Annotated in this window: 16 protein-coding genes and 1 pseudogene; 11 read left to right on the top strand and 6 right to left on the bottom strand. The window is 70.7% G+C overall.

All coding sequences use genetic code 11. The features are described 5' to 3' along the window. Nucleotides 1-46 precede the first annotated feature (46 nt). From ACFVJX_RS23940 to mug, 3 genes are all read left to right on the top strand, one after another. Nucleotides 47-889, top strand: coding sequence for an SGNH/GDSL hydrolase family protein (locus ACFVJX_RS23940; RefSeq protein WP_384129676.1), 843 nt, complete (start codon nucleotides 47-49; stop codon nucleotides 887-889). A gap of 87 nt (nucleotides 890-976) precedes the next feature. After that, a complete protein-coding gene (gene purB / locus ACFVJX_RS23935) occupies nucleotides 977-2,419 on the top strand; it encodes an adenylosuccinate lyase (protein ID WP_384129679.1) in 1,443 nt (480 codons plus the stop codon). 22 nt (nucleotides 2,420-2,441) lie between these two features. Next, the gene (gene mug / locus ACFVJX_RS23930; protein WP_384129682.1) at nucleotides 2,442-3,005 is read left to right on the top strand and encodes a G/U mismatch-specific DNA glycosylase; all 564 of its coding nucleotides are present in this window, start codon (nucleotides 2,442-2,444) and stop codon (nucleotides 3,003-3,005) included. A gap of 149 nt (nucleotides 3,006-3,154) precedes the next feature. On the opposite strand, the gene ACFVJX_RS23925 is transcribed toward mug, so the two are convergent. The 3 genes from ACFVJX_RS23925 to ACFVJX_RS23915 all read right to left on the bottom strand — a co-directional run bounded on the left by ACFVJX_RS23925 (nucleotide 3,155) and on the right by ACFVJX_RS23915 (nucleotide 5,452). Next, entirely contained in the window at nucleotides 3,155-3,592 is a 438-nt protein-coding gene (locus ACFVJX_RS23925; RefSeq protein ID WP_384129685.1) for a hypothetical protein, read from the bottom strand. Nucleotides 3,593-3,773: 181 nt separating this feature from the next. Then, nucleotides 3,774-4,511, bottom strand: a complete 738-nt coding sequence (locus ACFVJX_RS23920; RefSeq protein WP_384129688.1) for an ABC transporter permease — start codon at nucleotides 4,509-4,511, stop codon at nucleotides 3,774-3,776. Nucleotides 4,512-4,513: 2 nt separating this feature from the next. After that, nucleotides 4,514-5,452: an ATP-binding cassette domain-containing protein gene (locus ACFVJX_RS23915; protein WP_384129690.1), complete on the bottom strand. Its 939-nt coding sequence runs from the start codon at nucleotides 5,450-5,452 to the stop codon at nucleotides 4,514-4,516. Nucleotides 5,453-5,560: 108 nt separating this feature from the next. Here ACFVJX_RS23915 and ACFVJX_RS23910 point away from each other — a divergent pair, with 108 nt between their 5' ends. The 3 genes from ACFVJX_RS23910 to ACFVJX_RS23900 all read left to right on the top strand — a co-directional run bounded on the left by ACFVJX_RS23910 (nucleotide 5,561) and on the right by ACFVJX_RS23900 (nucleotide 8,646). Then, nucleotides 5,561-6,733 carry a sensor histidine kinase gene (locus ACFVJX_RS23910; RefSeq protein WP_384129693.1) on the top strand — a complete coding sequence of 391 codons (1,173 nt, stop codon included), beginning with the start codon at nucleotides 5,561-5,563 and terminating at the stop codon, nucleotides 6,731-6,733. A 4-nt stretch (nucleotides 6,734-6,737) separates the two neighbouring features. Further along, nucleotides 6,738-7,388, top strand: coding sequence for a response regulator (locus ACFVJX_RS23905; protein ID WP_384129696.1), 651 nt, complete (start codon nucleotides 6,738-6,740; stop codon nucleotides 7,386-7,388). A 100-nt stretch (nucleotides 7,389-7,488) separates the two neighbouring features. After that, nucleotides 7,489-8,646 (top strand): ROK family transcriptional regulator, encoded by a 1,158-nt coding sequence (locus ACFVJX_RS23900; protein ID WP_384129699.1) that lies wholly within the window; start codon nucleotides 7,489-7,491, stop codon nucleotides 8,644-8,646. A gap of 53 nt (nucleotides 8,647-8,699) precedes the next feature. Here ACFVJX_RS23900 and ACFVJX_RS23895 read toward each other — a convergent pair whose 3' ends face one another. Then, entirely contained in the window at nucleotides 8,700-9,467 is a 768-nt protein-coding gene (locus tag ACFVJX_RS23895; RefSeq protein WP_384129703.1) for a GntR family transcriptional regulator, read from the bottom strand. A 347-nt stretch (nucleotides 9,468-9,814) separates the two neighbouring features. Beyond that, nucleotides 9,815-10,699, bottom strand: a complete 885-nt coding sequence (locus ACFVJX_RS23890) for an RNA polymerase sigma-70 factor (RefSeq protein ID WP_384129707.1) — start codon at nucleotides 10,697-10,699, stop codon at nucleotides 9,815-9,817. 153 nt (nucleotides 10,700-10,852) lie between these two features. Between ACFVJX_RS23890 and ACFVJX_RS23885 the strand changes: the two genes are divergently transcribed. After that, the gene (locus tag ACFVJX_RS23885; protein ID WP_384129710.1) at nucleotides 10,853-11,683 is read left to right on the top strand and encodes an alpha/beta fold hydrolase; all 831 of its coding nucleotides are present in this window, start codon (nucleotides 10,853-10,855) and stop codon (nucleotides 11,681-11,683) included. 57 nt (nucleotides 11,684-11,740) lie between these two features. Here the strand turns inward: ACFVJX_RS23885 and ACFVJX_RS23880 are convergent. Further along, a pseudogene (locus tag ACFVJX_RS23880) lies at nucleotides 11,741-12,589 on the bottom strand (DMT family transporter); the annotation flags it as partial. Between the two features lie 47 nt (nucleotides 12,590-12,636). On the opposite strand from ACFVJX_RS23880, the gene ACFVJX_RS23875 reads away from it, so the two are divergent. The 4 genes from ACFVJX_RS23875 (at nucleotide 12,637) to ACFVJX_RS23860 (ending at nucleotide 19,939) form a co-directional block, all read left to right on the top strand. Next, nucleotides 12,637-14,094, top strand: a complete 1,458-nt coding sequence (locus ACFVJX_RS23875; protein WP_384129714.1) for a PLP-dependent aminotransferase family protein — start codon at nucleotides 12,637-12,639, stop codon at nucleotides 14,092-14,094. Nucleotides 14,095-14,203: 109 nt separating this feature from the next. Next, complete coding sequence (locus tag ACFVJX_RS23870; RefSeq protein ID WP_384129717.1) at nucleotides 14,204-15,784, top strand: alkaline phosphatase D family protein; 1,581 nt, start codon at nucleotides 14,204-14,206, stop codon at nucleotides 15,782-15,784. Between the two features lie 121 nt (nucleotides 15,785-15,905). Further along, on the top strand, nucleotides 15,906-17,279 hold the full coding sequence (locus tag ACFVJX_RS23865; protein ID WP_384129720.1) for an SWIM zinc finger family protein: 1,374 nt from the start codon (nucleotides 15,906-15,908) through the stop codon (nucleotides 17,277-17,279). Further along, nucleotides 17,276-19,939 carry a DUF6493 family protein gene (locus ACFVJX_RS23860; protein ID WP_384129722.1) on the top strand — a complete coding sequence of 888 codons (2,664 nt, stop codon included), beginning with the start codon at nucleotides 17,276-17,278 and terminating at the stop codon, nucleotides 19,937-19,939. The genes ACFVJX_RS23865 and ACFVJX_RS23860 overlap by 4 nt, the downstream gene beginning before the upstream one ends. Nucleotides 19,940-20,102 lie beyond the last annotated feature (163 nt).

The raw sequence follows: 20,102 nt of genomic DNA, 5'->3' as shown, positions 1-20,102 counted from the left end.
GGCCGTTCGGAAGGGGCCGGGAGCTCCGCGATACGATCGCATCGCCATGGAAATGAATGCCACCTACACCAGTCTCGTCGCGATCGGCGACTCGTTCACCGAGGGCATGTCGGACCGCCTGCCCGACGGTTCGTACCGGGGCTGGGCCGATATCCTCGCCGCCCGGCTCGCAGCCCGGACCCCCGGATTCCGCTACGCCAACCTCGCCGTGCGCGGGAAGCTCATCGGCCAGATCGTCGATGAGCAGGTGGACGTCGCCGTCGGCCTGCGTGCCGACGTCGTGACGCTGGTCGGCGGCCTCAACGACACCCTCCGCCCCAAGTGCGACATGGGCATGGTCCGCGGGCGGCTGGAAGAAGCCGTGGAGCGCCTGGCGCCGTCGTGCAAGAAACTGGTGCTGATGCGCAGCCCGGGGCGCAACGGCCCCGTGATGGAACGGTTCCGGCCTCGGATGGAGGAGCTGTTCTCGCTGGTCGACGATCTGGCCTCCCGGCACGGCGCGGAGGTCGTCGACCTCTACGGCGCCCAGGTGCTGGGCGACCCCCGGATGTGGGACGTCGACCGTCTGCACCTGACGGCCGAAGGGCATCGCAGGGTCGCCGAGGCGATCTGGCAGACCCTGGGCCTGCCACCGGAGGACGACTGGCAGTCGCTCCTGCCCGACGCCGTCCTCCCGCACTGGGCCACCCGGCGCATCGATGATCTGCGCTTCGCCCGTGAGCACCTGTTCCCCTGGATAGGGCGGCGTCTGACCGGACGCTCGTCGGGGGACGGACGCTGGGGAGCCCAGTTCAGCGCCGAGCTCGGTCGGGCCTTCTGGGTCACTCCGGACGACGCCGCCGCTCCGGGCCCGATCGCCACGTGGCGCCGGGTGGACGCGGACGAGTAGCGGTCGGCCCACCCTCCCCGCCTTGTAGCAATCCACAACCCGGACCGCGGCGCCGACCTGCACAAACCGCCAGTAGAATCTCGACACGTGACTGCTGTGTCTGCGAAGCCTCGCATCCCCAATGTCCTGGCCGGCCGCTACGCCTCCACGGAGCTGGCCGTCCTCTGGTCCCCCGAGCAGAAGGTGAAGCTGGAACGTCAGCTGTGGCTGGCGGTGCTGCGCGCCCAGAAGGATCTCGGGATCGAGGTGCCCGACGCCGCCCTCGCTGACTACGAGCGCGTCCTCGACCAGGTCGATCTGGCCTCGATCGCCGAGCGCGAGAAGGTCACCCGGCACGACGTCAAGGCCCGCATCGAGGAGTTCAACGCCCTCGCCGGCCATGAGCAGGTCCACAAGGGCATGACGTCCCGGGACCTCACCGAGAACGTCGAGCAACTCCAGATCCGGCTCTCCCTGGAACTCATGCGCGACCGCACCGTGGCCGTGCTGGCCCGGCTCGGCAGGCTCGCGGGAGAGTACCGCGAGCTGGTCATCGCCGGCCGCTCCCACAACGTCGCCGCTCAGGCGACGACGCTCGGCAAGCGTTTCGCGACGGCGGCTGACGAGCTGCTGGTCGCCTACGGCCGGCTCGAGGACCTGCTCGGCCGCTACCCGCTGCGCGGCATCAAGGGCCCCGTCGGCACGGCCCAGGACATGCTCGACCTGCTGGGCGGCGACGCCGGGAAGCTGGCCGAGCTGGAACAGCGCATCGCCGGACACCTCGGCTTCGCCCAGGCCTTCACCTCGGTCGGCCAGGTATACCCGCGCTCGCTCGACTACGACGTGGTGACAGCGCTGGTGCAGCTCGCCGCCGCACCCTCCTCGGTCGCGAAGACCATCCGGCTGATGGCCGGCCACGAACTGGTGACCGAGGGCTTCAAGCCCGGCCAGGTCGGCTCGTCCGCAATGCCGCACAAGATGAACACCCGCTCCTGCGAGCGCGTCAACGGCCTGATGGTGATCCTGCGCGGTTACGCGTCGATGGCCGGCGAGCTGGCCGGCGACCAGTGGAACGAGGGAGATGTGTCCTGCTCCGTCGTCCGCCGAGTGGCGCTGCCCGACGCGTTCTTCGCGTTCGACGGTCTGGTGGAGACCTTCCTGACGGTGCTCGACGAATTCGGCGCCTTCCCTGCGGTCGTCGCCCGTGAGCTGGACCGCTACCTGCCGTTCCTCGCCACGACCAAGGTGCTGATGGGTGCGGTGCGCGCGGGTGTCGGTCGTGAGGTCGCCCACGAGGCCATCAAGGAGAACGCGGTCGCTTCCGCCCTGGCCATGCGTGAGCAGGGCACGGAACGCAACGAGCTGCTGGACAAGCTGGCCGCCGACGAGCGCATTCCCCTGGACCGCGCCCAGCTGGACGAACTGATGGCCGACAAGCTGTCGTTCACGGGTGCGGCGGGTGACCAGGTCACTGCTCTCGTCTCCCGCATCGAGGAGATCACCAAGCAGCACCCGGCAGCCGCCGGGTACACCCCGGGCTCCATCCTCTGACGGCCGTCTCCACCGGACGACGATGACACCCGATGAGCTCAGGGCCGCCCGTGACCGCACTGTGCCCGATGTGGTCGCGGGCGGCCTGCGCGTGTTGTTCTGCGGAATCAATCCGAGCCTGATGACTGGTGCCACGGGCCACCATTTCGCTTTCCCCGGCAATCGTTTCTGGCCGGTACTCCATCTGTCGGGTTTCACATCACGGCAGTTGAGGCCCTGCGAGCAGGGCGAGTTGCTCCGGTACGGGCTGGGTATCACCAATGTGGTCGCCAGAGCCACGGCCAGGGCCGACGAACTGTCCGCCGAGGAGTTCCGCGCAGGGGGCGAGATCCTCAGAGCAAAGGTGGAACGCCTGCGGCCGCAATGGCTGGCGGTGGTCGGTATCACGGCCTACCGAACGGCCTTCGGCGAACGGCGGGCCCGAATCGGACGGCAGGAACGGACGATCGGCGGAGCACGCGTCTGGGCCCTGCCCAACCCCAGCGGCCTCAACGCCCACTGGACCGCCCAGACGATGGCCGAGGAGTACGGCCGCCTCCGCGCAGCCGTCGCAACGGACACTCTCACCGACCCCGTCGGCCCCTGACCACCGAGGCGGAGCGATGGACTCGTGTACCCCCACGTGCCTGACGTGATCCACGCGCACTATATGGTCCGCACGCCTTACACGATCCACGCGCCTTACGTGGTCCGCGCGCACCACGTGATCCACGCGTCTTCCGTGATCCACGCGCCTTACGGCGGGTCTATCTCCGTCACCACGACAGTCAGCTCACACCCGGGACCGTCCTCCTCCAGGCTGAGCCCGAGAGCAATCCACTTTTCGTCGATGTGCCAGAGGCGGAAAAAATCGCAGCCCGCAACGGTCTCGGCCCATGGATCGGGTATCACCTCGCCGGCCATCATGCGCTCCTGCGCACTCCACAGACCGATCATCTGCGGATCCCCCCATCGCGAACCGAGCAACGTGATCAGCGCGTCGTGCTCCGCAAGACACTGCGCCCGGTGCTCCAGGCGCGCCGCCCCGTCCTCGTCCCAGCCGTCGTCGTCCGCGTGCAGGAAAGCCGTGTGATAGCCGGGACCGCTGACTCCCGTGCCCGATCGGATGCGCTCCACAGGAAACTCCTGGGTGCGCATCCCGTCGATGAGGCGGAGGTGATGTGCGGTGGTCATGCCGTCAGTAAACCGTCCGGCGCTGACAACCGAAGCCCCGCCCCATGGTTTGACGGCATTTCGACTATCTCGTCCCTACGACTCGTCCCCACGGCTCTCCCACACCGTGTGTGCCCCCGGTGGGGCCCCCTGAGCAATTCGCCCCCTCGGGCCGGCCCGGCGCCGCGCGCCCGGACACGTCCTAGGCGTCGCGACGCCGCAGCGCCCACCACCCGGCGAGCAGCGCCGCCGCGGCCCATGCCCCGGTGACCAGGAGTCCCGTCCACGGGCCGAGGCTGCCTTCCGGGTTCTGGTGCAGCACCAACTGCCCCGCCCGGTCCGGCAGATAGGCGGCTGCTCCACCCGCGATGTCCCCTACGACGAAGGAGACGATCAGGATGAACGGAATGAGCAGACTGAGCACGGCCACCGCGCTGCGCAACAGGATCGTCAGCCCCGCCGCGAAGAGCGCCATCAGAGCGAGATATATCCCGCCTCCGAACGCTGCGCGCAAGGCGCCCGGTTCACCCAGCCCGATGGCGTACTTCCCCATGAACAGCTGCCCCACCAGAAACGCGCTGAAGCTGGTGGCGAGTCCGACCGCCAGGGCCGCTCCCCCGATAAGTGACATCTTGACCGTGTAGAAGAGTGTGCGGCGCGGAACTGCTGCGAGCGACATGCGCAATGCGCCGTTGAGATATTCGGACGAGACAGCCGTGGCCCCGAAGCTTATGGCAGCGATCTGACCGAAGTTCAGCGCGTAGAAGGCTCCGAAGACGAGTTCGGCGTCCGCGTTGTCCGCCTCTGCCTGACCAACGGTGGCGAAGGTGAGCACCGTGACGACCAGGCTTACGAGGAAGACCGCTATCAGGGACCCCGCAATGGAACGCACCGATCTGATCTTGATCCATTCGGATCGCAGGACTGCGGTTGTCGACATGGTCAGGCCTCCTGACGGGTGATGGGCGAAGCTGCGGCGGACGAGAACTCCGCCGCGTCGGCGGTGAGGTCCAGATAGGCCTGTTCCAACGTGGCCTGTTCGTCGATGAGCTCGAGCACGGCGATGCCCTCGCCGGCTGCCAGCGCTCCGACCTCCTCCGCCTTCACGTCCTCGACTGTCCAACGGCCGTCGGCACCCTGTGCGGCCCGGTACCCCTTGCGTGTTAGGGCCGCTCCGAACCGGGACGATTCGTTCGTCCGAATCCGTACCCTGGGCCTGCTGCGGGAGTCGAGGAATTGCTGCATCGGGAGGTCGACAAGAAGCCGTCCCCGCCCGAGCACGATCAGATGGTCGGCGAACGACGACGTCTCGTTCATGAGATGGCTGGAGACCAGCACGGTGCGGCCCTCGCGGGCCAGCCGCTTCATCAGTTCCCGGATCCAGACGATGCCCTCCGGATCCAGCCCGTTCGACGGCTCGTCCAGCATTACCACCTCCGGGTCACCGAGCAGGGCCGCCGCTATTCCGAGCCGTTGGCGCATGCCGAGTGAGAAGGTCTTGATCCGTCGTCCGCCGACTTGGCCGAGGCCCGCTTCCTCCAGCACCTCATCGACCCTGCTGGTACCGATGCCGTTGCTCGTGGCGAGCACCAGCAGGTGGTTGCGGGCCGTCCGCGAACCGTGGGCGGCCTGCGGGTCGAGGAGCACCCCGACACGGCGCAGCGGATCGTCCAGTGCCGCGTACGCCTGTCCGCCGATGGTGGCGGTGCCCCCGGTTGGCCGGTCAAGACCGAGAACCAGCCGCATGGTGGTGGACTTGCCTGCCCCGTTGGGCCCGAGGAATCCGGTGACCCGGCCGGGTCGCACGCTGAATGTGAGGTCGTCCACGGCACGGGTCGCGCCGTAGTCCTTGGTGAGCTCGTGGACATCGATTCCGGTCATGTCCTCAGCCTGGCGGCCTCGCCGGTGACGGTCCTCCCCCGCCGGAGGGGATCATCTCCCCCGCTCGGGGGAGCCGTCGCACCCGAGCACGCTGGCACGATGGACGGCATGTTCCGCATCCTCCGGCCGCTGACCACGCAGGTCACCTACACCCGCTGGCTGCATCTGCTCCTGCCGTCCGCCGTGGTGAGCGTGTGGCTGTTCATCTCGATGCACACACCATGGGTGCCGGTCGCCCTCGCGGCTCTGGCCGGCCTGATACCCGGGATGCGGCTGGCAGAAGGGATCCAGGCGCAGTTGTTGCTGACGCCCGCGGAGCGGGGCGACTCCGACGCGACCATCTCCGCCGCCCCGTCCACCTCCTGGTCCGAGCGCTGGCGGACCGCGCTCTGGCTGGAGGTGCGGCTGCTGTGCGCGGGCCTGACCGGCCTGGCCACGGTGTGGCTACCGGCCACGACGGTCGACCTCGTCCGCTCGGCGTTCGGCAGGACGCCGAGCGATGAGTGGTTGGCCTCCGGGATGGGGGCTCACTGGTGGGCCGCGTTCCTCGCTCCTGTTCCCCTGCTGATATTGCTGGCCGTGGTGGTGGGCTGTGGGGAGCTGATCACCGCGGCCGCCCGGTGGCTGCTGGGTCCGACACCTTTTCAGCGGCTCACGGCGCTGGAGGAGCGCACCGCGCAGCTCCTCGAACGCAATCGGATCGCGCGCGAACTGCACGACTCGATCGGCCACGCCCTGACGGTGGCCGTCGTGCAGGCGGGTGCGGCCCGCGCGGCGCGCGATCCCGAGTTCACCGAGCGGGCCCTGGTGGCGATCGAGGAGACCGGCCGGGACGCGCTCGAGGACCTGGAGCGGGTGCTGAGGGTGCTGCGCGAGTCGGGCAAGCCTTCCGGGCAACGGCCCTCGCTGGTTGAGGCAGACCGGTTGCTGGACTCCGCGCGGGGCGCCGGGGCCAAGGTCGATGCCGAGGTGTCCGGTCCGCTGGAACAGGTGCCGGCGTCGGTGTCCCGTGAGGGGTACCGCATCCTTCAGGAGTCCCTCACCAACGCGCTGAGACACTCGGGGACCGTCCCTGTCCGGGTCCGTATCACCGTCGCCGGTGGACGGCTGGAATTGGAAGTGACCAACCCGTTCACGGCTTCGACGGGTACACCCGGGGGTGGAAGCGGACTGCGGGGCATTCGGGAGCGGGCCGCCCTGCTGGGCGGTAATGCCAAGACCGGCCTGTACGGAGGGGAATGGATGGTGCACGTGAGCCTTCCGCTGGACGGCATACGCTGATGGGATGCCGGTTACCGTTCTTCTGGTCGACGACGAACCCTTGGTCCGCGCGGGTCTGCGTGCCGTTCTGGAGGCTCAGCCCGATATCGAGGTCGTCGGTGAGGCGGGGGACGGAGCCGCGGTGATCCCGCTGGTGCGTCAACTGCGTCCCGACGTGGTGGCGATGGACGTCCGAATGCCTCTCATGGACGGCATCGAGGCGACCCGGGTGGTGCTGCGCACGGTGCCGGATCCGCCGAAGATCCTGGTGGTGACGACATTCGAGAACGACGAGTACGTCTACGAGGCACTGCGCGCGGGAGCGGACGGCTTTCTCCTCAAGCGGGCGCGGCCCGCCGAGATCGTGCATGCGGTGCGGCTGGTGGCGGAAGGGGAGTCGTTGCTCTTCCCGGCGGCGGTCCGGCAGCTCGCCGCGGAATACGGGACGAGCAGGGCCCGGAAGGCCATGGAGCGGGCTTCGCTCACCGAGCGGGAGGCCGCGGTACTGCGGTTGATGGCCCGGGGTCTGTCCAACGCGGAGATCGCCGCCAAGCTCGTGGTGGGGGTCGAGACCGTGAAGACCCATGTCAGCGCGGTTCTGGCGAAGTTGGGTGCCCGGGACCGGACCCAGGCGGTCATCGCCGCCTATGAGTCCGGATTCGTCGCCCCGAGCTGATCCCCGCCCGTTCCCGGACGGCCTTGCGTCCCGCGGTCGCCCTGCCTCTGAGCAACGAGTACCATCCGCCTGACATGCGCACGAGCTGGGAGGACACACCGTGGGCCGGCTGACCGGTGGGGACCCGTCGCTGCTGCGTCGGATCAATTCCGCGGTGGTACTGCACGCCCTCAGGGGCGCCGGTTCCCCGACCCTCACGGATCTCACCCGGATCACCGGTCTTTCCCGGCCCACGGTCGAGGGTGTCGTGGAAGGGCTCTTCGAAGCCGGGCTGGTCGTCGAGTCGGCGCCCGACGGTGCCGAGGCACGGCGACAGGGCCGTCCGGCGCGCCGTTTCCGGTTCCGGGCCGAGGCCGGGTATCTGCTGGGCATCGAGATCGGGCCGCACCGGGTCTCGGCACTGCTTTCGGGGCTGGACGGCCGGATCATCGGCGCCGGCTCGCGTGATGTGTCGGAGACCGCCTGCGCCGACGACCGCCTCGACAAGGTGCGTGCCGTGGTCGCCGACGTCCTGCGGCGGACGGGCGTCGCCCGCAGCAGCCTTCGGGCGGTCGGGGTCGGCAGCCCGGGCATCGTGGAGGCCGACGGCACCGTCCGGCTGGGCACCGCGCTGCCGGACTGGACAGGTCTGGCGCTCGGCGAGCGGCTGCGGCGCTCCTTCCGCTGCCCCGTTCTCGTGGAGAACGACGCGAACGCCGCTGCGGTCGCTGAGCACTGGAAGGGCGCGGCCACTGAGTCCGACGACATCGTGTTCGTGCTGGCGGGGCTGAGCCCGGGGGCCGGATCCCTGATCGGCGGACGGCTGCACCGTGGTTTCGGCGGCGCGGCGGGCGAGATCGGCGCACTGCACCTCCTGGGCCGTGACGTGACGCCGGAGCGGCTGCTGTCCACGACGGACACGCCTCTGGATCCGCTGGACGAGCATGCGGTGGCCGCGGTCTTCGCGAAGGCGCGGCACGGCGACGAGCAGGCGCAGGCGGCGGTCGAGCGGTTCATCCAGCGGCTGGTCCACGATGTGGCGGCACTGGTGCTGGCGCTCGACCCCGAGCTGGTGGTGATCGGGGGCTGGGCGGCCGGACTGGACGGGGTGCTCGACCCGCTCCGCGGAGAGCTGGCCCGCTACTGTCTTCGGCCCCCGCGGGTGGCGTTGTCACTGCTCGGTGAGGCCGCTGTGGCCACGGGCGCGCTGCGGCTGGCGCTCGACCACGTCGAGGAACAGCTTTTCGCGGTGGAGGGAACGGTGACGGCCCGCCGCTGAGTGCGACGGGCCGTGACTGCGCGGGTCCTGGTGGGCGGCTGGAACGCGCCTGGTCAGGAGGCGCGGCGCTCCTGTTCGTGGTGGCTGATCTCCACATCGCCCGAGTCACCGAAGGTGAGGCGGCAGGTGTCGGCCCGGTAGGTGGCGATGGAAACGGCAGCGGTGCCGCCCGCTGCGAGGTACCGGGTGGTCACGACGAGGACGGGGGCGCCGGGAAGCCGGTCGAGTTCCTTGGCGTCGTCCGCACGGGCGGAACCGAGCTCCACCGAGCGGTCCTGGCCGTCGAGGCCGAGCCGGTGCAGTTCGCGCACGACGCTGCGGGCCCGGGCGGCGCCGGACGGGGTGTCTATGGCGGAGAGTTCGGGGACCGAGGACGACGGCACGTACAACAGCTCCGCCGCGACGGCCTGCCCGTGGGTGACCCGGATCCGGCGCACGATGTGGACGGGCTCGTCGTTCGCCACGTCGAGCAGACCGGCCACCGCCGCGGGTGCGGCCGCGGTCTGGCAGTCGACCGGCTGCCATGCCTCGCCCGCTCCGCCTCCGCTCCAGTCGTGCTGGGCGGTCGAGACGGCCACGCCCACGCGCGGCGGTGCGACCGTGGTGCCGACGCCCCGGCGGCGCTGCAGTCTGCCCTCGAGTTCGAGCTGCTCCAGGGCCTGCCGGAGTGTGGCCCGGGCGACGCCGAACCGGGCGGCGAGCTCACGCTCGTTGGGGAGGATCTCCCCCACCGCAAAGTCCGAGTCGAGTGCCTCACTGAGCACGGTCTTGAGGTGCCAGTACTTCGGCTCCTGTACCGATTCCAGCTGCGTGGTCCCCACCCTTGTCCTCCGCAATCGCCCAGCGTCTTTTCCACGACGTTATTTATTAAAGGTTCCTGTCTTAACGTTGTGACCATAGGACGGCACACCACCTTGGTCAAGACCAATCCTTAGCCGGTGACGCTGTGAAACGGGGTTCTGCCGCAGAGCGTTCACAGGACGTTCGTGGACCGGAATGCCGCGTGTAGGACAAAACCCCACGTCCGGACGGGTCCGTGGGGCTACAGGGGCTGGCGAGACGGTGGCGGCGACCATCGATCGGAAACAACCGGAAGGGGATATACCGGTTGAAGCGGCCGGTGCGCTCCGGGAAGCCGCGCCGAAGTCATACGGAGGACACAGGGGAGCTATACCTCGACGAAAGCGGTGAGTTTGTCGGGGTTACGAACGATATACACGCACTGGATAACCCCGCCCCGGACATCGACCTGAATGACACAGTCCGGCTTTCCGCCGAGGCGGACCAGGAGCGCCGGCCCTCCGTTCACCTCGACGGCCCGGATCTCCAGGTCCGGAGCAGGTTCGTGCGCGACGGCACTGAGGAATCGGGCGACCTTGTCCGCGCTCTCCAGGATCCGGAGCGGCGCCTTCGCCTTCCCGCCGCTGTCGCCGACGAGACGCACGTCCGGAGCGAGGAGGGCGAGCAGCCCATCGAGGTCACCGCCCGAGGCCGCTGCGAGAAAGCGTTCGGTGAGGTCACGGCGGTGGACGGGATCGACGTCGTAGCGCGGCTTGCGCTCCTCCACGTGTCGCCGGGCTCGCCCGGCCAGCTGACGGACGGCCGCTTCGGTCCGGTCGAGCGTCGTGGCGATCTCTGCGTACGGAAAGCCGAAGGCCTCGCGCAGCACGAAGACGGCCCGCTCCAGTGGGGACAGCGATTCGAGGACGACGAGCACAGCGACGGAGACCGAGTCGGCGAGCACGGCCTGTTCCGCCGTGTCGGGCGCGGCGGGACCGAAGTCGGTGACGAGGGGCTCCGGCAGCCACGGCCCGACGTACGCCTCACGCCTGCTCCGGAGCTGACGCAGCCGGTCGACGGCGAGACGGGTGACGATCCTGACGAGAAACGCGCGCGGCTCGCGCACGTCCTCCCGCGCCACGGCCGACCAGCGCAACCAGGCCTCCTGGACCACGTCCTCCGCGTCCGCGATCCGGCCGAGCATGCGGTAGGCCACCCCGGTGAGCACGGGCCGGTGCTCCTCGAAGGCTTCGGTCACGGTGTCGGCTGTCACCGGCCCATCCCAGCCGACGTGCCGCACGGTGTCCAGTTCGAATCGCCCGGGCCTCTTGAACTCCAAGCTACCTGGCGGTAATTGTTGTTGACGAATTGTCTAAGTCGCCTGCAGGCACGGCTGTCCCGTGCCGGAACAACCGGGAGCATCTCCATGGCAGCCAGGGTCTCGTTCACCGTCGAGTCACCCCGTGGACCGCGGACCGTGTCCGTCGCGTACGAGCGGACGGGCACCGGGGAACCGCTGCTGCTGCTCCACGGCATCGGCCACCACCGCCAGGCCTGGGACCCGGTGATCCCCGTCCTCGCCGTGGAACGGGACGTCATCGCCGTCGACCTGCCCGGCTTCGGCGCCTCCCCCGCGCTCCCCCATGACCTCACGTACGACCTCACGACCGTGGCGCCCCTGCTCGGGGCGTTCTGCGCGGCGGTGGGCGTGGACCGCCCCCATGTGGCGGGCAACTCACTCGGCGGGCTGCTGGCACTGGAGCTGGGGCGCGAGAAGCTCGTACGCTCGGTGACGGCGCTCTCGCCCGCCGGGTTCTGGACCGAGCGGGAACGGCAGTTCGCATTCGGCACCCTGCGCGCCATGCGACTTGCCGCCGGGTCGATGCCCCTGCCGCTGGTCGAGCGGCTTTCTCGTACGGCAGCCGGTCGTAATGTCCTGACCAGCACGATCTATGCCCGGCCCGGGCGCCGTTCACCGGAGGCGGCGGTCTCGGAGACCGTCGCCCTGCGGGAGGCGACCGGGTTCCATCAGACGCTGGCCGCCGGGCGCGACGTGCGGTTCACCGACGATGTTCCGGGGCTTCCGGTGACCATCGCCTGGGGCAGCGGCGACCGGCTCCTCCTGCGCCGCCAGGGGGTCCGGGCCAAGCACACCGTCCCCGGCGCGCGGCTGGTGCGGCTGCCCGGCTGTGGTCATGTCCCGATGAGCGACGATCCGGCTCTGGTGGCGCGGGTGATTCTCGACACCAGTCGCTGAGCCCGTCCCGGGCAGGGACGTACGCCGGCGCAGGACACCCGATCCGAGCGCCACGCCCAACCCGACGAGACAGCTCCCCGCTGCCTGCGCCAGGCCGTACGAACCGGCGCCGACCAGCGGGGCGGTGAGCGCGGCGGAGACCGGGATCAGACCGGAGAAGAGCGTGGCGCGCTCGGCACCGATGCGCTGCATGCCCATGTACCAGCAGACGAATCCGACGACCGTGACCACGGCGGCCTGCCACAGCAGCGCCGCTGTCTCACCGGGTGACGGCATCCGCAGGAAACCGCCACCGTCCAGCAGCAGCCCCAGCACGGCCGACTCGACGGCGGCGATCACACAGACCGCGGCGGACAGCAGCTTCGGGCCGAGCGGGCGCAGAACCGGTACCGCGATGACGGCGAAGCCCACCTCGCCCGCCAGCGCGGCGACCGAACAGAGGATGCCCGCCGCGTCCGTGCGGCCCCACCCCTGGACCGTGAAGGCGCCCGCGGCGACCAGCCCGGCCGCGTAGAGCACGGCGCGGGCCGGCCGGCGTCCGTCCAGCAGAGGCACGAGCACCGCGACCACGATCGGGGCGCACCCCACGAAGACGCCCGGAACGGCGGGCTCCGCGGATCGCTCGGCGGCCAGGACGGCCAGGTTGAAACCGACCATCCCGACAGCCGCGAGGAGGGAGAGCCGCCCCCACTGCCGTCTGCTGAGCCCCCTCAGCACGGCTGCGGGCGGGGGTGCTCCGCCCTGCCGCAGAATTGGCAGGAGCAGCAGGCCGGCCAGCCCGTAGCGCAGTGCCTGACCACCCGCGTAGGGGTAGTCGCCGAGGACGCTGTTGGCGGTGAAGGAGGCACCCACGAGGATGCACGCGAAGGCGGCGAGGAGGGCCCCGCGCAGATAGGTCACGTTCATGGCACCGACGCTAGGCAGCGCCGCGGTCCGGTTTAAGGTCCACTTCCATGACCTCTTCGGGGACCAATCCGGCACCGGACGGCGATGGCGGCAACCGGGGTCCGTTCTCCGCCGCCTGGGAGCTGCTGCTTCCGGCGGCGTCAGCTCCGGCCCGCGGGCGCGGTCGCGCCCTTCAGTCGGCGCTGCGTGAGGCGGTCCGCTCCGGACGTCTCGCAGCGGGGACGAGGCTTCCCTCCAGCCGTGAACTCGCGGCCGATCTCGGCGTCTCACGCGGTCTGGTCACCGAGGCCTACGAACAGCTGAGCGCCGAGAGCTACCTGCGCAGCGGTGTCGGTGCGGGTACATGGGTGAGCGGGTCGGCACGGTCCGGGGCACAGCGGGCCCGCGATCTCGCCCCGCGCACCCCCGGCACGCGCGTCGACTTCCGCCCCGGGACCCCGGACCTCTCGCTCTTCCCGCGCAGCGCCTGGGCCGCCGCCCACCGTTCGGTGCTCGGGCGGCTGCCGCACAGCGCCCTGGGCTATCCCGATCCGCGGGGACTGCCCGAACTGCGGGTCGCCCTCGCGGCACTGCTGACGCGGCGTCGTGGGGTGGTGGCCGATCCGGAGCGTCTGCTGGTCTGTTCGGGCGTGGCGCAGGCGACGACACTGCTCGGGTTCGTGCTGCGCGGACGCGGGCTGCGCACGGTGGGTGTCGAGGACCCCGGGAGCCCCGAACACGCCTCGCTGTTCGCCTCGACCGGGCTCGCCACGCGCCGGCTGCCGCTCGACGACGAAGGGCTGGCGACCGAGCCGCTCGTGCGCTCCGGGGTGCGAGCCGTGATGACCACCCCGGCCCACCAGTTCCCCACCGGAATCGCGTACTCCGCCGCTCGCCGCAGTCTGCTCCTGGACTGGGCGCGGGACGCCGACGGGCTGATCGTGGAGGACGACTACGACGGCGACTTCCGCTACGACCGGGCACCTGTGGGCGCCTTGCAGGGACTGGATCCCGAGCACGTCGCGTACACCGGCTCTGTGAGCAAGTCCCTCGCACCCGGACTGCGCCTGGGATGGCTGCTGGCACCGGCGTCGATGACGGACGAGATCGTCAGTCGCAAGCGCACGATGGATCTCGGCAATCCGGCCGTCGACCAGGCGGTTCTCGCCGATTTCATTGCCCGGGGAGGTTATGACCGGCAGTTGCGACGCTGTCAGCGTGCCTATCGGGAACGCCGCGACACACTGACGGCAGCTCTGGCCGAGCACTTCCCCGGCACCGAGGTCAGCGGTATCGCCGCGGGACTCCACATCATCGCCCGGCTGCCCGGACAGTACGGCCCCGAGGCCGGGTTCGTCGCCCGTGCCACCCGTGCCGGGATCGCGCTGCGGCTGCTGAGCGACTGCGGAACGGGCCGGCCCACGGGCCGTTCGGTGAGCCTGGTCCTGGGGTACGCGCAGCTGGCGCCGGTGGACATCGCACGGGGAGTAAGGCTGCTGGCCGAGGCGCAGCGGGGTGACGCCTGAGCGGATGGGGCGGCCGGGTATTCACCTCGCGTTGGTGTGCCCGCCTCCGTCGGGCGCGAGGGTGAGCCGGCAGTACGTCCGTCCCACCCGCTGCCCCGGAGGCGCTTCGATGCCGCACCGTCCGCGAATTCCGTCCCCCGACCGCCGTGCCGTGCTGCGCGGTTCGCTGGCCGCGTCGGCCGCTCTCACCCTTCCGGTGGCGGGCGCGGCGGCCCCCGCCTTCGCCCGGTCGGGCCGTCCGGGCGCTGCCTGGGGTGTGCAGGTCGGCGATGTCACGGCTTCCTCCGCGCTCGTGTGGGTGCGGTCCGACCGCCCGGCCCGGATGGTGGTGGAGACATCGGCCACCGAGTCGTTCCGGCGCCCGCGCAGCTGGCACGGTCCGCTGCTCGGTCCGGGCACCGACTTCACCGGGACGACGCCGCTCCACGGTCTGCCGCCGGGCGAGCAGGTGCACTACCGGGTGACGCTCGTCGCACCGGACGACCCACGCCGCACCGGTGAACCGGTGTACGGCACCTTCCGTACGGCGCCTGCCAGGCGCCGGGACGGAGTACGTTTCCTGTGGTCGGGGGATATCGCGGGGCAGGGCTGGGGCATCAACCCGGACATCGGCGGATACCGGGTGTACGACGAGATGCGCCGTCTGGACCCGGACTTCTTCCTCTGCAGCGGCGACAACATCTACGCGGACGGTGTGATCGAGCCCAGCGTGCCGCTGCCCGACGGCCGTGTCTGGCACAACGTCACCACCGAGGAGAAGGCGAAGGTCGCCGAGACGCTCGCCGACTACCGGGGCAACTTCCGCTACAACCTCCTGGACGACAACCTCCGGGAGTTCAACGCGCAGGTGCCCTCGATCATCCAGTGGGACGACCACGAGGTGCGCAACAACTGGTATCCGGGGCAGATCCTCGACGACGACCGGTACACCGAGAAGGACATCGACGTTCTCGCGGCCCGCTCGATGCGGGCCTTCAGCGAGTACTTCCCGGTGTCGACGCTGCATCAGCCCTCTGGCGGCGGCAGGGTGCACCGGGTCGTGCGGCACGGTCCGCTGCTCGATGTGTTCGTCCTGGACATGCGCTCGTTCCGCGATGCCAACTCCCCCGGCCGACAGCCGGACGACACCACCGGGATCCTCGGCCCGGAGCAACTGGCCTGGCTCAAGCGGGAGCTGACCCGGTCACGGGCGGTGTGGAAGGTCATCGCCGCGGACATGCCACTCGGCCTGGTAGTGGCCGACGGCGAAACGGACTTCGAAGCGGTGGCGCAGGGCGATCCCGGAGCACCGCTGGGCCGCGAACTGCAGATCGCCGAACTTCTCCGGTACATCAAGCACCGCCGGATCACGGGCACGCTCTGGCTGACAGCCGACGTGCACTACACGTCGGCCCAGCACTACGCCCCCGAGCGGGCGGCGTTCAAGGACTTCGAGCCGTTCTGGGAGTTCGTGACCGGGCCACTGGCCGCCGGACAGTTTCCCTCCAATCCGCTCGACGGCACATTCGGACCAGATCAAGTGTTCGTACAGGCACCCGATCGAGCGAACGTGTCGCCAATGGAGACTCCTCCCCTCTTCGGCGAGGTCGAGATCGACGGGGAAAGCGGTGAACTGACCGTCCGGCTGCGCGCGTCGGGTGGATCCGTCCTGTTCAGCAAGGTGCTGCAGCCGGGGCGGGTGGGCCAGTGAGCCGCGTGCGCTGAACGGCTTCCGGGGCCGGGCCGGCCGGAGTTCGGTGCGGCGCCCGCGCCCCGGTCGGCCGCAAACGGTCCCGGACCGATTGTCAGTGGTGGGTCCTACCGTTTTCTTCATGACCCGATCCGTACAGGCGCTGGCCTATTCACGTCCGTCCGTTCTGAAGTCCTCGCAGGCAGGGCAGTTGCTCGGCCTGGAGACGGCAGGCGGTCTCACACCGCGTGGAGCCGAAGCCCACCCCCGGTTCTTCGAGGGATTCCTCACCTCGCCCGCGATCGCGGCCCGCGGACTGCTCGCGGTGGCGGACGTGGCGGCCGCCCGCTACTACCAGCGGACGCTGTCGTCCTCGCTCGACCCGGTGGTGACGGGAAACGGCGACCGGCTGCGCTTCGAGTCCTTCTCGGGCTGCTGCGGGGTCTACGCCCGCCTGGACGTGCTGCGCGACGGCCTCGACGGGACGCGGACGGGTCATGGCACCACCAACGTGGATGTGAACAATCCCCTGCGCGAGGCGCTTTCGCGCATAGGCGGCGACGATCCGCTGCATCTGCGGGTGGGTCCCCAGGAGATGGCGGTCACCACCCTGGACGGGCCCGTCGTGGAGAAGAAGGTTCCGCTGCCGGACCGGTGGCTGCGGGGCTTCGCCGAGGCACAGGTGGCGTCCGCAGCCTTCGATCTGCGGGCCGAGCTCCCGGCAGCCGAGGCCGTCCGGTTCCTGCGGTCGCTGCCTCGCTCGTCGGGCAGCGCCTCGCGCGGCGCGCAGTGGGTGCTCCCGGCCGGCAAAGCCCTCCGGCCGACGACGCGTCCAACTCCGGGAGCCGTCTGTCTGCCGGGACCGCAGCGGCTGGCCACGCTTCAGCGCGTCCTTCGGTACGCGACGGCGCTGCGGGTGTACGGCCCGGTGGCCGACGGCGTCGCGGCCGCGAGCGCGTGGGAGGTGGTGCTGCCAGGCATGCGACTCACTCTGACATTGTCGCCCGAGGCCTCACGGGGCTTCTCCGGCGAAGGCGGAGTACTTGATGCGCTCGCCACCGACGACGCCGCGGCCGACGCCGAGCTGATCTCCGTGCTGCTGGCCTGGGAGCCCCGGATCGAGCCGGCGGACCTGGCGGAACAGTCGGGCCTGCCGGTCGAACGCGTGCGTGCGGCGCTCGTCCGGCTGGGAACGGCGGGCCGTGTGGGCTACGACCTGGCGGACGCGGCCTACTTCCACCGCGAGCTGCCCTACGACGCGGACCGGGCCGAACGGCACAATCCACGCCTGGTGGCGGCGCGACGGCTGGCCGAGTCGGGCGCGGTCGACCTCGACGGCGATCTGGCGGCGGTCGCCTCGGGCGACCGGCGCTACCAGGTCCGCGAGAAGGCCGGCGCACTGAGCTGCACCTGCCAGTGGTGGGCCGACTACCGGGGTCGCCGCGGCCCGTGCAAACACGCGCTGGCCGTCCGGATGACCCGGCGGAGCGCGACGGTCGGCGCAGGTGCGCGATGAACGTGGAGAGTCTGCTCACCGCGGTGCGCGAAGGCCGCCATCAGGATGTACCCGCCCTGCTGACCCCGCTGGACCGGGCCGAACGCAGGCTGGCGCTGGCGGAGTTGAAGCTGGTGCGCAAGGAGGCACGTGGCCAGGACTGGCGTGAACGCACCAAGACCCTGAAGGCCGTGCTGGTGGCCGGCGCGGGCTGCCACAGCGGCGCCGCCGGCTGCGCGACCTGGATCGGCGCCCGGGAACTGCGTGAGTGGGTGCACTCGCCGTACCCGTGGGTGCTCGCGGTCCTGGCCGGCCGCGATCCGGCCTGGCTCGCCGATCTCGCACACCGCCTGGCCGCCCGCTCCGTGGATTCCGATGCGGAGTACCGGCTGGTCAGCGAAGTGTCCCGGATGGCCGGCTGTTCGCTGCCCGTCTCCGACGGCATGGTCCGGGGGTGGGTCGAGCGGGTCAGCAGGACGCGGTGGCAGCAGAAACCCCACCGGCCGCTGACCGACGTCCTGCGCGCCGATCCGCACCTCGGCGCCCTGGCACCGCACCTCCTGGAGATGCCGGAACTGCCCGGGACAGTGACCTGGGGCGGTGGTCCGGATGCCGAATGGCCCCCGGCGCTGACCACCCTTGCCGCGGAGGGTGCGCTGGACCGGTCCGTACTGCTGGACCGCTGCACCACCCGGCTGCTGCGTGGCGGGAAGACGGCCGATCTGCGCTTCTGTCTGCTGCTCCTGCGGGGTCTCGAACCGGACGCCCAGGAGGAGACCGAACGCGTCGCGGACTGGATCGCCATGGCCGGGGACAGCCCCTCGCCGGTGGCCGGATACGCCCAGGAGGTGCTCACCCGGCTCGACGGGCTCGGCAGACTGTCCGTGGCCCGGCTGGCCGATGCCTCCGGTCCGGTGCTCTTCCGCGCGGAGAAGAAGCTGGTCCGTGCCCAACTGGTGCTACTGGGAAAGGTGTTGCGCCGGGATCCGGCGGCGGCCGGGCAGCTGCTGCCCGTGGTCGCGGAGGCGTTCGGGCACCCGGACATCGGTATCCAGGAACGGGCGCTCAAGCTCGTCGCCCGCCACCTCCCGAAGTCCTCACCGCAGCTGCGCGAGGAACTGGCCGTTGCGGCAGCGCTTTTGGGTCCCGTTCATCGCCCGGCAGCGCTCGCGCTGTTCGGTGACCTCCTGGACGACGGACCTGCCGGGGACGGCTACGAGGAGGTCCTGCCCACGGCTCCGGCCCCGCGCCGCCTCGCCCCGCCTCCCCAGTCCACGGCGGAGGTCGTCGAGGACGTGGTCTCCCTGGTGCGGTCCGGGACACGGGACGTCACCGACTTCGAGCGGGCCCTGGACGGTCTGGTCCGGTGCGCCCACACCGACAGGGGCGCCCTGGCCGACGCACTGCGCCCCGCGCTCGCTGACCAGTGGTGGGCACACTCCGGCCACCAGGACGGGACTGTCCTCAGGTCCACCAGGAATCTCGACGGCCTGCACATCGTGGCGGCGTCGCTGCTCGGACGAACCTCGGAGCAGGCCATCGCCGACAGCCGTTCCAGGTGGACGGCGACAGGCACCTGCTTCCATGCCGCGTTGGACGGGGTGACGCGCGACCGGCTGTGGGAAGCCGCTGCCGCGATACGGACCGGGGAGCTGCCCTTCCTGCTCGCGACACCCACCTGGCACACCGGCTCCCTCGACCCGGTGGAGCTGGTCGACCGTCTGCGCCGCTACCAGGAGCTCGGCGTCGATCCGGGACCCGCAGACTTCGGCCAGGCACTGCTGCGTGTCCGGCGCAGTGGCGGCCGGGATGCCGCCGGTCGGGCGGCGGGGCTCGGCACCGCGGAGGGTGACCGGCTGGCCGCTTGGATCCGGGCCGACGAAGCGGTGGCACCGGTGCTCCGCCCACATGTGGAGACCGGAACTCCCGCGCCCCGGGGCTGGTTGCAGCAGTCGGCGGCCGGTGCGCGCCGGGTCCTGCTGGCCACGAGGGAACGCCTGGTCATCCAGCAGGAGTTCCCCCGCGCCTTCCACTGGCTCGGCCGCCCGCACAGCCCCGAGCAGCAGCGCTGTTACCACTGGAGCGCCAGTGCACCGCAGTTGGCCGTGCTACCCGAGGACGCCGAGACGCTGGCTGCTTGGCTGCTGCCCTCCGTCACCACGTGCGCCGATGACCAGCGGGGCGGGGCATGGGCTCTGCCTGCACTGGTCGAGGCAGGGGGGCCTGCGGGCCGCGCCATGCATCTCGCGCTGGCGTACGCGCTCGGGGCCCGCTATCCGGAGGACAGACTGTCGGCGGTGGACGCCCTGCTGATCCTCGCGGCCGGGGACCGGCTGGACGCGGCGCTGCTCGGCAGTGAGCTGGCCGTGCTCATCGAACGCGGGCTGGTGAAACCGGGCAGGCTGGCCGACTCGGCCGGTACGGCCGCCGCCACCGGCGCGTACCGGACCGTGCTCTCCGTGCTGGTCCCGGTACTGCCCGGGTTGCTGGCCCACGAACGGGCTCCCCGGGGGCTGAACGATCTGCTCGCCGTAGCGGCGGAGTGCGCGGAACATGGTGGTCCGCCGGGGACGGGGCCGATAGCCGGCCTCGCCGCCACGGCCGCACGCGGCGGGTCGACGCAGCTGGCGCGTCAGGCGGCACGCCTGGGGGCCGCCTGGCGCCAGGAGGTGGCGGCCTGAGCCCGGCCCCTGGCCGGGGTGTGACTCCGACGCCCCGGCCTGCCGACGGAAGACGCCGTCCAACCCGCTGCCTGTTGCCCGCTGCCCGCTGCTTGCTGCCTGCTTCCTGCTGCCTGCTGCCTGCTGCCTGCTGCCTGCTGCCTGCTGCCTGCTGAAAGGCTCC

The organism is Streptomyces sp. NPDC127177, from assembly GCF_042672475.1.
In the GTDB taxonomy this organism is placed as follows: domain Bacteria; phylum Actinomycetota; class Actinomycetes; order Streptomycetales; family Streptomycetaceae; genus Streptomyces.
This window is presented reverse-complemented; position numbering and strand designations above follow the sequence as displayed.